Origin of the sequence: Oceanobacillus damuensis (assembly GCF_001618145.1) — a bacterium.
GTDB classification, from domain to species: Bacteria; Bacillota; Bacilli; order Bacillales; family Amphibacillaceae; genus Oceanobacillus; species Oceanobacillus damuensis.
The window spans coordinates 93896-108605 of sequence record NZ_KV392043.1 but is presented as its reverse complement, the minus strand read 5'-3'; the positions used below and the strand labels follow the sequence as shown (position 1 = coordinate 108605).

Annotated in this window: 11 protein-coding genes, 1 pseudogene and 2 riboswitches; all 12 genes and pseudogenes read right to left on the bottom strand. The window is 40.9% G+C overall.

All coding sequences use genetic code 11. The features are described 5' to 3' along the window. Positions 1 to 30: 30 nt before the first annotated feature. Entirely contained in the window at positions 31 to 1335 is a 1305-nt protein-coding gene (locus tag A4245_RS02000; RefSeq protein WP_067725174.1) for an NCS2 family permease, read from the bottom strand. Between the two features lie 262 nt (positions 1336 to 1597). Beyond that, positions 1598 to 1698, bottom strand: a riboswitch (purine riboswitch). A gap of 142 nt (positions 1699 to 1840) precedes the next feature. Beyond that, positions 1841 to 3376, bottom strand: coding sequence for a glutamine-hydrolyzing GMP synthase (gene guaA, locus A4245_RS01995; RefSeq protein ID WP_067725172.1), 1536 nt, complete (start codon positions 3374 to 3376; stop codon positions 1841 to 1843). A gap of 363 nt (positions 3377 to 3739) precedes the next feature. Beyond that, positions 3740 to 3841: riboswitch (purine riboswitch) on the bottom strand. A gap of 95 nt (positions 3842 to 3936) precedes the next feature. After that, the gene (locus A4245_RS01990; RefSeq protein ID WP_067725170.1) at positions 3937 to 6132 is read right to left on the bottom strand and encodes a transglutaminase TgpA family protein; all 2196 of its coding nucleotides are present in this window, start codon (positions 6130 to 6132) and stop codon (positions 3937 to 3939) included. Continuing rightward, complete coding sequence (locus A4245_RS01985; protein WP_067725168.1) at positions 6129 to 7397, bottom strand: DUF58 domain-containing protein; 1269 nt, start codon at positions 7395 to 7397, stop codon at positions 6129 to 6131. Before A4245_RS01985 ends, A4245_RS01990 begins: the two co-directional genes overlap by 4 nt. Continuing rightward, a complete protein-coding gene (locus A4245_RS01980) occupies positions 7397 to 8359 on the bottom strand; it encodes an AAA family ATPase (RefSeq protein ID WP_067725166.1) in 963 nt (320 codons plus the stop codon). Before A4245_RS01980 ends, A4245_RS01985 begins: the two co-directional genes overlap by 1 nt. A 313-nt stretch (positions 8360 to 8672) precedes the next feature. Next, a complete protein-coding gene (locus tag A4245_RS01975; RefSeq protein WP_067725164.1) occupies positions 8673 to 9056 on the bottom strand; it encodes a con-10 family general stress protein in 384 nt (127 codons plus the stop codon). Positions 9057 to 9185: 129 nt separating this feature from the next. Beyond that, positions 9186 to 9366 (bottom strand): annotated as a pseudogene (locus A4245_RS01970) (KGG domain-containing protein); the annotation flags it as partial. A gap of 134 nt (positions 9367 to 9500) precedes the next feature. Then, positions 9501 to 9653, bottom strand: coding sequence for a hypothetical protein (locus A4245_RS19985; RefSeq protein ID WP_157087636.1), 153 nt, complete (start codon positions 9651 to 9653; stop codon positions 9501 to 9503). A 21-nt stretch (positions 9654 to 9674) separates the two neighbouring features. Continuing rightward, positions 9675 to 10937 carry a hypothetical protein gene (locus A4245_RS01965; protein WP_067725160.1) on the bottom strand — a complete coding sequence of 421 codons (1263 nt, stop codon included), beginning with the start codon at positions 10935 to 10937 and terminating at the stop codon, positions 9675 to 9677. Between the two features lie 122 nt (positions 10938 to 11059). Next, positions 11060 to 12592: an AbgT family transporter gene (locus tag A4245_RS01960; protein WP_067725158.1), complete on the bottom strand. Its 1533-nt coding sequence runs from the start codon at positions 12590 to 12592 to the stop codon at positions 11060 to 11062. Between the two features lie 316 nt (positions 12593 to 12908). Continuing rightward, positions 12909 to 14411 (bottom strand): amidase, encoded by a 1503-nt coding sequence (locus A4245_RS01955; protein WP_067725156.1) that lies wholly within the window; start codon positions 14409 to 14411, stop codon positions 12909 to 12911. Positions 14412 to 14530: 119 nt separating this feature from the next. Next, positions 14531 to 14710, bottom strand: a complete 180-nt coding sequence (locus A4245_RS01950; protein WP_067725154.1) for a hypothetical protein — start codon at positions 14708 to 14710, stop codon at positions 14531 to 14533.

The window sequence follows — 14710 nt, the reverse complement described above, 5'->3', positions numbered from 1 at the left end:
CCCACATGGATTCAGCCCCTAATAATATTTCTAGCTCAAGAATATAAAATACAGAACAAAGACTACGAACAAGCCATACATGATCGGATGTATTTCTTTTGCTCGACCTTTTACAATCATTGTAATTGGATAGAAAATAAATCCGATTGCAATCCCTGTAGCGATGCTATATGTTAATGGCATCATCAATACCGTCAAGAACGCTGGCACTGCAGTTTCAAACTCGTCCCATTCGATATGTTTCAACGAGGATGCCATCATGACACCGACGATAATCAATGCTGGTGCAGTTACTTCTGACGTGACAACACTCAGTAAAGGTGAGAAGAATAGTGCAAGCAGGAAAAATCCTGCAGCAACGATTGCTGTGAATCCAGTACGACCACCTACACCGACACCTGCTGTCGATTCTACATAAGAGGTTGTAGTAGATGTACCGACAGTTGCACCGACTACAGTTGCAGCTGAATCTGCAAATAACGCTTTTCCGGCACGCGGCAGTTTGTTATCCTTCGTCAAACCAGCCTGAGATGTTACTGCAACAAGTGTCCCTGCGGTGTCAAAAAAGTCTACGAACAAGAATGTTAAAATGACAACCAACATTTCTATCGTGAAAATATCACCAAAATGCAGGAAAGCCTGACCGAAAGTTGGTGCCACACTTGGAACACCACTTACAATGCCACCAATTCCAGATGGAACACCAATCAATCCAACAATCATCCCTGTAATAGCAGTAATGATCATTCCGTAGAAAATCCCTGCTTTAAAACCAAAAGTAAGTAAGATAACAGAGACAACTACACCAAAAACAGCCAATAGTACCGTTGGAGAAGTAAGGTCACCCAAAGCAAGCATTGTTGCCGGATCTGATACGACGATACCTGAATTCTGTAAGCCAATAAATGCAATAAATAGTCCAATCCCTGCTCCAACAGCCATTTTCAAGCTAGCTGGAATGGCATTAATAACTTTTTCCCGAATTCCAGTTAATGTTAATACAATAAAAATAAGTCCAGATGCCAAAACACCAGCCAATGCTGTTTCCCAAGGGATTCCATAGCCTAGTACAACCGTGTAGGCAAAAAATGCATTCAGTCCCATACCCGGTGCAAGAACGATAGGGTATTTAGCTATAAGTCCCATCAGGATAGAACCGACTGCTGCTGCAATCGCAGTTGCTGCAAATACTGCCCCATCATCCATTCCCGCTTCACTTAAAATGGATGGATTGACAAAAAGAATGTAAGCCATAGCTAGAAATGTTGTCAAACCAGCCATAAATTCCGTTTTATAGCTTGTACCAAGTTTTTCAAACTGAAAATACTCCTTCATTCGAAACTCCTCCTAATTAATATAAAGTGCACTTTAAATAACTTCCTGTAACATACGGGATAAATCCACGGAAAACTTGGCAAATGCCCATGCCTGCTGAAGGGCGAGTCTTCATTGCATTCACGCAATAGAAATGTTTCCTATACATTAGTTTATGTAGGTTTGCAAGTTTATCCTTTCCTACCTGCCTAAAAAAACACCCTTGGATTTCCCCCAGGAGTGCTACTTTTACTATACAGAACAAGCAGTGCTTAACCGAATGGCCAATCACTTTATTCCGCGTAGTCAGACCATTTACGGCAGTCTGGTAGAAACTCTGGGCCATATCCCCGAAATTATACGCTTTTTTATTAAATTACAATACTATATTACTAACCATTTTAATCCATGTCAATAAAATACGAACAATAAACGGAAATAACGTGTGATTTGTTCGTTTTATGGGACTTTTCTAGAATTTAATCAAAAAGAAAATACCTTCAACCTAAGGCTGAAGGCACTTCCCCTACTCCCATTCAATCGTCGCTGGCGGCTTACTCGTAACATCATACACAACACGATTGATATGCTCGACATCATTAACCAATCTAGTTGATATTTTTTCGAGTACATCCCACGGTATACGGGCCCAATCAGAGGTCATCCCATCAATGGATGTGACTGCACGGATTCCGATTGTATGATCATACGTTCTGGCATCACCCATTACACCGACACTTTTTATATTTGGTAAAACAGTGAAATACTGCCAAATGTCACGGTCAAGACCTGCTTTTGCGATTTCTTCACGTAACACAGCATCCGACTCACGCACGATTTTAAGTCTTTCTTCAGTTACTTCACCCAATATCCGGATTGCAAGTCCAGGACCTGGAAATGGTTGACGCCATACAATCCGGTCTGGAATACCAAGCTGTGATCCCAGTTCACGGACTTCATCTTTAAATAATGTATTCAATGGCTCAATCAGTTCAAACTGCATATCTTCCGGTAATCCACCAACATTATGATGTGATTTGATCGTCTGCGCTGTCTCTGTTCCACTTTCAATCACATCGGTATACAGTGTACCTTGTGCAAGGAAATCAATTTCCTTTAATTTCGCAGCTTCATCGTCAAACACATAGATGAATTCATTACCAATGATTTTACGTTTTTTCTCCGGATCAGTTACTCCTGCAAGTTTGGAAAGGAAACGATCTTTCGCATCCACCTTGATAATATTAATCTGGAAATCTTCAGCAAATACCTTCATTACATCATCTGCTTCATTTTTCCGAAGCAGACCATGGTCAACAAAAATACATGTGAGCTGATCACCAATCGCTTTATGGATAAGTGCCGCTACTACAGAAGAATCAACTCCACCGCTTAATGCACAAAGCACTTTACGGTCTCCAACTTTATTTTGGATGTTTTCCACTTCCATATCGATAAAGTTTTCGATACTCCAGTCCCCTTTGCAATGGCAGACATCAAAGACAAAGTTATTCAATACATCATTTCCATATTCGGAATGTCGTACTTCCGGATGAAATTGCACCCCATACAAATCTCTTTCTGTATCACTCATAGCCGCAATCGGTGTTGAAGCGCTTGTTGCATCAACTTTGAATGAAGGAGGTGCTGCAGTCACTTTATCTCCATGGCTCATCCAAACGGATTGCTTCGTTGGAGTATCCTTGAATAATGTTGGGTCAAGATTTAATTCAATAAGTGCTTTTCCATATTCCCGAATTTTTGACTTTTCCACAGTTCCACTGTAATGCAATGCCATGAGCTGCATTCCGTAACATATTCCCAGGATAGGAATACCGAGATCAAAAATTGCCGGGTCACATCTGAAACTATTTTCGTCGTACACGCTATGCGGACCACCGGATAAAATGATTCCTTTAGGATTCATTTCCTTAATTTCCTCAGCGGTCAGTTTATGCGAGTGCAATTCACTGTATACGCCAAACTCTCTGATACGTCTTGTGATCAGCTGATTATATTGGCTGCCAAAATCTAGTACGAGGATTAATTCATTATTTTCCATGGATTGATCTCCTATCTGCTTTGTGATGTTCGTTTAGCTGTACCGGGCAATTAGCTTCATGTACAGTATTCCCCACATCGTGCTATCTTTATTAAAGGGTGTTTCTAAAAGTTTGGGACTGCGCTTACTCGTCCCAGAGAAAAAACTGTTCTTAAAAACAATATATGTAACGTGCGACGCGGGATAAGCAGTTCTAATGAACCGCTCTTGGAAAAACACCTGCGTCGCACTTTATATCCACTGCAAAAAACTAAATGCAACAAAACTCACGAAAAGTGCTTATTAAAAAAACCTGGTTTCCCTTCTTGCATTCTATATAAAATAACATATAGATAGCTGCAAAAAGGCAGAAATCCAGGTATTCAAACCAGATTCTGCCTTCATAGTCAGAGCATTTACGGTGCCCCGGTAGAAACTTTCGACCCATATTGTCGAGGATATACGAACGGCATAATTATTATTTGCATATTTAAACTACATAAAGCATCTGTTAGCATACTGTATGTTTTAGTACATTACTTTTTTCACAAGTCTTATTCTACTAACCAAGCTCCGGCAGGTCAACCCATTATACGGTAAATTAAATTTTTCCATAATTGAGTAACTTCATTTATTTTTGGTTGATTTGCACCATTTTTATAAAGCATCTGTTCATAATACCCCGTCAGCTGCCCCATTTCATCTGTGGAATACCCTGTATCAACCAGCTCTGCAAACTCTCGTAACGTCTGATCCGGATCCCTTGTATATCCATGATCGCCAAGTATCTTAATAAGATAATGATAGGCATCCTGGAACGTTTCTGCATCTTTATTTTTATGAAGTTTTGCTGTAAGCACCTTCGTCTGCCAACGGTACCTGGTTTTATAAATAAATATGGACGGTACAGTGATCACAGACAATATCAGTAATATCAGCCACCAATTAATGTTGCCTGCAGTATTTGCAGCTGTTTCCTCTGACGCGGCAGTATCCGCTTCAGCCTCTTCCGGTAAATCAGTCTCAGGCTGTTCGGGTGTTTCTATTTCGGGCGCTTCCAGGAGATCACCCTCACCTTCTTCCGGATTGCTATCCACATCTACATGGAAATCAGATAGATTGGAAAATCCCTTCGTAGGCTCGAATGGCACCCACCCTGTCTCAGGAAAGTATACTTCCACCCAAGAATGAGCATTTGCATTTGTTACCTGATAAATAGTGTTTGAGCCGTCTTCATCAACTACAACTCCGCTGGTAAAGCCTTTGGCCCATCTTGCAGGTATATCGAGAGTGCGAAGCATAATAACCATCGATGTCGAAAAGTTATCACAGTATCCAATTTGTGAATCGAAAAGAAATTGATCGACATAATCCTCATTCGCTGATGGAACGGGGACATCGGTTGTTTGGTAAACATAATCATTGCTTGCGAAATAACGCTCAATTGCTTTTGTTTTATCATATCTGGTTTCATGGACTGAAGTAATCTCCTCTGCCAGATCACCGACACGTCCAGGAAGTGTATCCGGGACCTGTGTATATTGCTCCATAATTTCTTCTGGATCACCCTTGGTGCTGTTACGCAGCGTATTCATTTCATAGGACGGATGATCATATTCCAAATGATATCCTGCCAAATGGGCCACCGCTCCATTGATCCGTGCCTCTATAGCTTCCGTATTTGTATCAAGGAAAAATTGCGCTTCATCCCCAGTAGTCACTTCATTGATTCCATAAGGATAAACCAGCTTATTAAGCGCTTCATTATCGTAAAACTCTACATAAGAATCTACACTCTCTGCTTCCACACCCACACCTTCACCAAAGGTATCTAAATCGATGGAACCATTATTTTGTTCGACATAATTTGGTTCTGAAGAAGAAATCCATCCTTTACCCGTATACACATCTTTCGTTTCTATCCTCCAGTAGTGGTTCTCTGAGGTATACGCATTAAATACCGGGCTGTCATCCTGGATAAAGGAGCCTCCAAGTCTGGAATCGTCTTCACCATAACCAACCTTCTGAACAGCTGAATTGCCACCTCCAGCATTTTCAGCGGTGCTTTGTATAAACGGAACCGGATCGGGCCACTGCGGCTCAGCCTTTGGTGCAGCTAAACCAATCATGGCAGAGAAAAAAACAATCGCAAGGAGCGGCATTAACCATACGAATGAATTTTTAAGCCAGCCAAAGCGCATAAATTCCCTGTCCATTTCCTTAATCAAATTAGCTATTCCAAGGGCTGTAAAGGAAATGACAAACACCCTGATGATGGAAATGGAGGCATCATACACCGTAAATGTATCAAGGATAGCCAAATAAATAAAGGTCAGCAGGATAAAAAGGAATACACGCTTCATTTGGACAAACCAATAGTACAATAAGTAACTCATGAGCCAAATCAACAGCAGGAACAAGAAGCTGCGAAACATGGGAGTCAGATAATACCATTCTGCAGAAAATAATACCTGCAGATTGAATGATACTTCCATTAATAGTTGTTCCATCCATAAGGGACTTAGCATTGCTTCCGTAAAATATAAGCCATTTAAGATAAACAGCAATGCAAATCCTTTAAGAACCAAACCAATCCACCATCGTAATTTAAAAAGGGAAATGAAAAAACAAAAAAATGTATAGATGACAAAAATTATGCTGTTAGTCGTGTCTGAAACCTGTTCCAGGGGATACAGCCATTCAAGAAACAGGAAGAATCCGCAAAGGTATAGAATAGTAGTGTAAAAGAATATCGATATATTTTTTTGCTCATTCATCCTATTTTCACCTCTATTGGATCCTTACTTAATTTTGTCTCATTCAGCAATTGAATCCCCACATTGACATAATGAAGCTGTTGGATCAAATGTCGTTCTTCCACGGAAAGTGAGTCACTGGACTTTACTAAAACAATGACAACATGTTTTGTTCGAAGTCTGAACTGTTGGATCGTCTGCTTTAAATATTCATCAAGTTGCGTAATAATGAAAACAACCAAATCCCCTTTATCCATTCGCATGATCTCTTCTTTCACTTTTACGGAAAATGGCATGGTGCCTCCAGGCTGCAGTCGAGTCAAATGCTGGTTTACTGGGGAGCTGTTCCCAATACGATGGTGGGGTTTAAAATATGCTGTCTTTTCTCCAATGGAAAGCAAACCCGCCTGAAGATCCTGTTTCCGAAATTCCTCCATAAGCGCAACACAAACTTCGATGGTGGCTTCAAAAGCAAGAGGATTCATGCCTTCAACGTGACAACTATCATGAACCAGCAGAACGTCCGTACTTTTTTCCTTTTCGAACTCCTTTATCATCACTTCATTTTTTCTGGCTGTCTGTTTCCAATCAATCCAAGAAAAACGGTCCCCTGGTGCATATTCACGAATTCCTGCAGTCACATTTGTATTGTTCGGGCTAAGAGAATTTGAAGCAACAGAACCCTGTTCAAAGCTATTGAATTTCTCCGCGATTTTCAGTATACGTTTATTTGGATAGGCAATGATTTCATCGGATACTTCAAATAAATGCTCTTTTATTACAAAGCCGAAAATATCTCCGGCTCTGATCCGGACTGCCTGCAAACGATGTTCACCCCGCGGCACCTGCTGGATGGAATAGGTGAAATTCATACTGCGCCTGAAAAGAGGAAAAATCATCTTTTTGATCGAACGTTCTACATTTATCTTATTAGGTTGATTTATATATTGGTATTTTTCTTTGCCACTGTCGACCTTCATTAATGATCCAGGAAAAACCTCTTCAATAATGCAGTAGTATAGTGGAAATGGAAACGACCTTTCCAGTTTGATAGTTGCGGAGACACTACCCCCTGCTTCGATGATAGGATGTGAGATATCCCTTGATACATTCCATTTTTTCAATGAATACATCAGGAATCCTATTTGGTAGAGAAAAATTGGCGAAAAGCTGAAAAACAGAAACCAGCTGACAAATCCCCCCTGAAACATTGCATAGGAAAACAGTATAGCAAAGAGTGTTAAAACGAACACAACATTCCATATCTTCCGGAGTGAATCTCTCATCAACTAAAATCCCTTCGTATTGGAACATGTGTCGATTTTACAATGGACGCTATTGTGTCTTCAGGTGTTACTCCTTCATATCTTGCTTCAGAAGTTAAAATGATTCTGTGGGAAAGTACGAATGGCGCAAGAAATTTCACATCATCAGGCAAAACATAATCCCTGCCGTATATGTATGCATATGCCTTGGATGCCTTCATCAGAGAGATGGAACCCCTTGGGCTGACTCCAAGATAAATTGCACTGTTCTCTCTCGTTCTCGTAACCAAATTAATGATATATTGCTGTACATTTCTATCAATGTATATTTCCTTTACTTCTTCTTGCATTTCCACCAATTCATCTCTGCTTGTAACTGCTTCTATTGTTTCGATAGGATGGTTTCCTGTAGTCCTCTCAAGCATCTTAAGTTCATCTGCAAAGGATGGATACCCCATTCTCAATTTTAAAATAAAGCGGTCGAGCTGTGCTTCTGGCAATGGATATGTTCCTTCATATTCAATAGGATTTTGGGTAGCCATAACAAAAAAAGGCTTTTCTAGAGGTTTTGTTGTCCCGTCAATAGTTACGTTTTTCTCTTCCATTGATTCAAGGAGTGATGACTGTGTCTTAGGGGAAGTTCTATTGATTTCATCTGCAAGTATAATATTTCCAAAGATTGGGCCGCCACGGAATTCAAATTCCATTTCTTTTGGATTGTAAATGGAAACCCCGGTGACGTCGGAAGGAAGTAAATCTGGTGTGAACTGAATTCGTTTGAAATCACAGCCAAGTGATTTTGCTAGTGTTCGAACGAGCATTGTCTTTCCGACACCTGGCACGTCTTCGAGCAGCACATGTCCCTCGGCCAGTAAAGCTACAAGGCTCAGGGTCGCTACATCCTCTTTGCCTATCATTACTTTATTAATATTATTCAATACTCTTTCTATCTTTTCGTTATAGACTTTTGTACCATGTATCAATTACATCGCCCTCTCCCTCAGAACCTCTAATACGTTCTCTGTCTACTTTAACTATACAAGAAAAAACAGTTAAGTTAAAGATAATTGCAAGACATTTAGAACTATTATAAACATATAGCCGCCTTCTTATACGAACCTTTTTACTACATATCCAACGGGCAATATTACCCCCACCTCAGAATTCCAAAGAGGCTGAGGGGCGATGGAGGTGGATCCCTTAACTTTATGAGAGCGCCAGATTTCATACACCCAAAAAGGAGAGGGATGTTTACACCCCTCTCCTTTTACGAATCTATATTTAATAGTTTTTTTCTTAAGAGTTATTATTGTTACGCTGATTTCCGCCTTTTTGACCGATTTCGCGGTAGAAATCTTTGTCGTGGTTATCGGAAGTTGCGTTTCCACCCTTTTGACCAATTTCTTCATAGAAATCTTGGTCATATTTATCGGAAGTAGTTTCTCCGCCCTTTTGACCGATTTCTTCATAGAAATCCTTGTCATATTTATTGGAAGTGGTTTCTCCACCTTTTTGACCGATTTCTTCGTAAAAGTCTTTATCATGATTGTCGGATGTGGCGTTTCCGCCTTTTTGTCCTATTTCCTCAAAAAATTCCTGATCATGGTTGCGTGCTGTTTGATTGCCACCTTTTTGACCTGCTTCTTCACGAGACATTTTGCTGTTATTGTTTCTAGCCATTCTTAACCTCTCCTTTCGGAATTAGTTAGCATCTTGCACTTCGATTTAAGATCTTTCACGTTTGCTGCGCTATACTGATTTCACATTTTTTCAATTAGGAATTGTTGCTTCCATGTCCACCATTGCTTCGCTTGCCGCCTTTGCGGCCAATTTCTTCATAGAAATCCTGATCATGGTTTCTGGAAGTAGCTTTTCCGCCTTTTTGACCGATTTCTTCATAGAATTCCTGGTCATGGTTTCGTGCAGTTTTGTTACCGCCTTTTTGACCTGCTTCTTCACGAGACATCTTATTATTATTGTTTTTTGCCATTTTAAAACAGCTCCTTTTCAATAGTGTTAAGCGTCTTCGCTTACAGTTATTGTTTTCCACGTGTACATTTAAATAAACATGTAGAACGTCTTTTAATCTTTTTGTAATATTGAGTAACTTCCATGAAGTGTTTTTTATTTACCGTATTTTTCATTTAACTTTTCAAATACCTTCTCTGCAACCTGGTCTTTTTCGGCTTTCTCTTCTTCCTCCAAATCAAAATCCAACTTGTCATTCTTTGGCAGATTAAAGTACTCCTTCTTTGGCTTATCTTCTTTTAGAGGCATACCCTTCATCCCTTCCTGAATTTAAAATCTGGCATTGATCACCGGGTCAACGTAATTTTTCCGTTTCATCCAAACAAATCCGTCCCCTTTTGTAATCACCGCAACATCAATCGGAGGGCCAACAGATTCGGTCGCCCTTGTAACTCTGCGTTTGAAGGAAGTCAAATTAACAAGCGCTTCGGCCATTTCTGCTAGATCCTCTTTAGGCAATGAACGGACAATGCCCATTAACGGTTCAATATAGTTCTTTTCCTGGTATTCCTCTACAGCATCTTCAATGGACCGATATAAGTCATTACCCATATTTTCCATTCCCTTAACCTGCTCGTCTGTAAATTTAATATTTAAGTACTTTTGAACTTGTACATGGTAACCTGTTAACACCTTTTTTATTATATTAAATATGGTATCTTCCATATTCGGTTCTATCCCGCCAATAAACGAATCTACCATTTCCCTTTGTGCAAAAGCGGTAATGGCAGCCGTTCCATCCTTGCAATCACTCGTATAGCTGATTTTCTTTTCCTTTAGCTTCTTATACTTCAACTGACCGAAAACAAACCCTTCCAACCGGTAATTCAACAGGTGTGGAAATATTTCTTTTTCCCCATAACCGGCAATGACAATTCCCGTACTGCCAAGACTGAAATAATCTTTTCTCGTAACTTCATATGCCAGCTCATGAAGGTTCTCCATAAGTTCATCAGGAAGCTCGAAGGATATTAATTCCTCTTTAATTTCTTTAACAACCGCTCCGAATTCTTCCTTGAAACGGCTATATTCCACGGTTAGAAATACTTCCTCTTTCTCCCTGTACACGGCCAAAGTTCTGCCGATATAACCTGAAAGCATTTCGGTTACTTCGTCATTGGTCATTTCACTACCACTGTTCTTCTCATTCTCCATATCATCCTCAACTTCTCTTACGATACGCTTCAAAATATCCGAGAATGAGCGGTAAACAATAATCTCTTCCAATGCAGTGTTCTTGAATCTATCATCCTGACGAAGAAAATTGAGAAGATCCTCCAAATATAATGTAAGATCGGAAAATTTACGATCCCCAACATAATCTCGATAGGACTTGATGATGACATCCCATGGTACTTCCATAAAGGATGCGGCACCATATACCATTATCCCGACTGGATGATCGCTCGATAAGGAAAACAGTTTATTTGCTGAATTATAAACCTTCTGTACACCATCACGACCACTAGTAATTGCACTATCTGCAGCCAATGACATCCCAAGCTTATTCATTATCGCAACTTCTGCAGTCATTACTAACCACCCTCCCCTCACCAACCTATTCCCCGATCAGGTGCCTGTCACTCCCCGAATTTTGTCGAAAAAAATGGCATTACCCAATTGCTGAGTAATGCCATTTCCGTTTATAGATTTGTTTAATATGTGAGTGGTCCGCCTGGTCCAAGTGGTACTCCAGCCAGCATCCAAATGATCAGCATAATTGTCCAACCTATCAGGAAGTAAATGGTATATGGAAGCATAACAGAAATTAATGTTCCAATTCCCATTTTCTTATCATACTTTTGCGCAAAAGCGATAATGATTGCAAAATATGTCATTAATGGTGTGATAATGTTGGTTGTTGAATCTGCAATACGGTAAGCCATTTGAGTAAGCTCCGGTGAATAGCCCAGCTGCATCATAATCGGCACAAATATCGGTGCCATCATTGCCCATTTTGCAGATGCACTTCCAATAAAGATATTTATGAATGCAGTGATTAAAATGAATAATAATATCAGCGGAATACCTGTCAAGTTCACGCTGTCAAGGAACTCTGCACCATATACTCCAAGAACAATCCCCATATTTGATTCATTAAAGTAAGCTACAAATTGACCTGCCGTAAATGCAAGAACAATAAACATTCCCATAGATGCCATCGTATCCGACATTTGCCCGGCAACATCTTTGTCATTTCTAATTACTTTCGTGACAATACCATACACAAGTCCTGGGATTAAGAACAGAATAGCAATAATCGGCACTAATGAGCTCATAAACGGAGACTGAACAATTTGCGCCATCGTGTCACCCTCTGTCCCACGTAACGGGGCACCTTCAGGGACAATGAGCAATGCCGTTAAAATCAATCCTATTGCAAGTGCAATACCCGACCAAGTCAGCCCCTTCTTCTCAAGTGGCTGAATACCTTCCAAGCTTTCCTTCTGATCACCGTCATATGAACCAAGGCGAGGTTCCACGACTCTCTCCGTAACCCATGCACCTATAAAGGTAAGCACAAATACAGAAGCAGCAATAAAGAACCAGTTCATTGCAATATTCATTGTTTCAGCATAAGCCGGGTCTATGATAGCCGCTGCGGCAATCGTCATTTCCCCAAGCATTGCGTCTGTACCGGATAGGAGCAAGTTCGCACTGAAACCTGCTGACACACCAGCAAATGCGGCTGCAAGTCCTGCTAATGGATGGCGTCCAAGTGCGGCGAATATCAATGCACCAAGCGGCGGCAATACCACATAACCTGCGTCAGATGCCACACTGGACATGATACCGGCGAAAACCAAACCTATTGTTATAAAACGATTAGGTATTGATAAAACAAAACCTCTCAGTAAAGCACTAATTAACCCTGTACGTTCAGCTACCCCAATCCCAAGCATTGTTACCAGAACAACACCAAGAGGTGCGAAGCCAATGAAGTTATCTGTCATGCTTCCGAATATATATTGGATCCCCTCTGCATTCAGCAGATTTTTTATTTCCACCATCGTTCCTTCTTCACCTGGGTGTTCAACACTTATCCCAAGCGGCTGCAATGCAGCTGAAAGCAAGAGGACAAACAACGCTAAAATCGCAAATAATGTAACCGGATGAGGCAGCCTATTCCCGACGAGCTCAACACCATCCAATGAACGTTGAAATATTCCCTTTCTACCGTTTGCCATTTCAATAACTCCTTTCTCACCTTTGAAGATATAATATTCTGATAAAATTATCCGTAATCGGAAACGTTTCCATTATGCATTCCTAATCCTAAAGACTAAATTTCCCAAAAGGGATATATCAATGAAAGTTTCTCCAAGATCAGGGCTGGGAGCGTTTCTTTGAAAATCAGGAAAAACTGAAAAAGAAGGGCTTATATAGACAGGGCCATCCATCAAAAAAACTATATGTATTTCCAATCCTATTAGAAATCCTGGCTGTCCAGGACTTTCGGGCGACAGCCTCGGTTGCATTTATGTGTTTGGTAGGTTTGTAGTTTTACTGTCTATCAAAATACGGATTCCCTTTCATCCCGATCCATAAACCTGATTGCTCCAATTTATCGGCCAACTGAAGCAGCCGATGTTCTTCCCCTTTCTGCGCCAAAATTTGCACCCCTAAAGGAAGACCATTCCGAGACAGGTGCAGTGGTACAGACATTGCTGGTTGTCCGGTCAGATTCGCAAGCTGGGTAAACGGTGTATACGTTAAGCTTGGCAAAAACATGTCATAAATCAGTTCCTGCTTGCCACTCCTATTTGCTTTTTCCATATATGACAGCAATTGCTCCTGTTCCTTTTCAGAAAACGTCAGCTCCCCTACTTTCGGTGCTGTATTTGCTGTGGCAGGTGTAATATAAAAATCATATGTGCGATGGAGGTGAGCCATCTGTGCCGCCGCAATGTCCCATGATGCGAGACTTGCCGAAAACGCAGCTGCAGAAATTGATTTTCCTGCTTCGTGCAGCAACCATGTTTCAATTTCTACATCCTCGGCAGTAATTTCACGGCCAATCATTTGCTCCAAACCTAAGATCGTTGCATTCATTTCCCCGCTATTCATGATGTAGTAATCCCTCATCAGTTGGATTCCGTCCACATCATTTTCTTTTTCCTCTATATGATGGCCTTGTCCTTCCAACCACTGGACAGTTTTCTCCACAGCCATTTTCGCTTCTTCAGACACAGGCGTACCGACCGGTGACTTGGTGGAAAAAGCGACACGTAGTGGTCTGTCAAAGTCTTGCTGCATGGCATCTTTATAACTACCTGCAAATAATGGGACCTGAAAGGCCGCTTCCGGCTGGACAACTTGAAGGATATCCAGCATTGCAGCACTGTCACGCACCGTCCGGCTTAATACAAAATTAATGGAGGCACCTTGCCACTGCCGACCGACTCCAGGACCAACGGGTGTACGTCCCCTTGTCGGTTTCAAACCGAAAAGACTTGTGAACGAAGCTGGAATGCGTATGGATCCACCACCATCGCTCGCCCCTGCCATCGGGACAATTCCTGCTGCAATTGCAGCGGCTGCTCCGCCACTTGATCCTCCCGGTGAATACTCTGCATTCCACGGATTTCTGGTTGGTCCGTACAGCTTTGGTTCTGTAATATTCTTTAAGCCAAATTCCGGTGCATTCGTGTGCCCCATAAAATGGAAACCGGCATCACGAAATTTCTTCACAAAATAGGAATCATGTTTGGATCGACTTTCTTTAAGAAGCCTCGAACCGGAAGTCAATGGTTTCCCTTCAACACTTTGGGAAATATTTTTCATCAATATAGGGACACCATTAAACGGCGCATTCTCTATCGATATTCGCTCCGCTTCTTCAAGGGCTTGATCCATTCTTGTATGTGTGGCAATGTTTAAGAGTGGATCAGCTTTTTCCAGTTGCTTGAAGGCGATTTCCAGTAATTCTCTTGAGTTTACTTCTTTTTTCCGCACCAAATTTGCCATTTCGGTCGCATCTAATTTTAAATATGTTTCTAAATTCATATGTACATCACTCCACATGGTCTTTACCATTCAGTCTATCACGAAGCAAAAATAGTTTCAGTATTTTACCTGCTTGCAAAAACCCAAGTGCAATGATTGATAGCTTTAGCATGTAAGCATTAATTTAGTGGCTGCTGATCCTTGGCTTGCTTGTCCATTTCCTCTTTTTTCCAAGGGGGATCCCCATCCTTGTGCAGCATCGTATTTATTTTGTATGTTATATATGGTATAAAAAAAGCCAGGAATACGAAAATAAATCCAATTGTACCCGGCAATCTCTCCATCAGCCAGTTCCACAT

Excerpts from the sequence above, each read along its gene's own strand:
- A4245_RS01990 (WP_067725170.1), bottom strand. The coding sequence starts at position 6,132 with ATGAATGAGCAAAAAAATATATCGATATTCTTTTACACTACTATTCTA.
- A4245_RS01965 (WP_067725160.1), bottom strand. The coding sequence starts at position 10,937 with ATGACTGCAGAAGTTGCGATAATGAATAAGCTTGGGATGTCATTGGCT.
- A4245_RS01950 (WP_067725154.1), bottom strand. The coding sequence starts at position 14,710 with ATGTGGAACTGGCTGATGGAGAGATTGCCGGGTACAATTGGATTTATT.
- A4245_RS01975 (WP_067725164.1), bottom strand. The coding sequence starts at position 9,056 with ATGGCTAGAAACAATAACAGCAAAATGTCTCGTGAAGAAGCAGGTCAA.
- A4245_RS01985 (WP_067725168.1), bottom strand. The coding sequence starts at position 7,397 with ATGAGAGATTCACTCCGGAAGATATGGAATGTTGTGTTCGTTTTAACA.
- A4245_RS19985 (WP_157087636.1), bottom strand. The coding sequence starts at position 9,653 with ATGCCTCTAAAAGAAGATAAGCCAAAGAAGGAGTACTTTAATCTGCCA.
- guaA (WP_067725172.1), bottom strand. The coding sequence starts at position 3,376 with ATGGAAAATAATGAATTAATCCTCGTACTAGATTTTGGCAGCCAATAT.
- A4245_RS01960 (WP_067725158.1), bottom strand. The coding sequence starts at position 12,592 with ATGGCAAACGGTAGAAAGGGAATATTTCAACGTTCATTGGATGGTGTT.
- A4245_RS01955 (WP_067725156.1), bottom strand. The coding sequence starts at position 14,411 with ATGAATTTAGAAACATATTTAAAATTAGATGCGACCGAAATGGCAAAT.
- A4245_RS02000 (WP_067725174.1), bottom strand. The coding sequence starts at position 1,335 with ATGAAGGAGTATTTTCAGTTTGAAAAACTTGGTACAAGCTATAAAACG.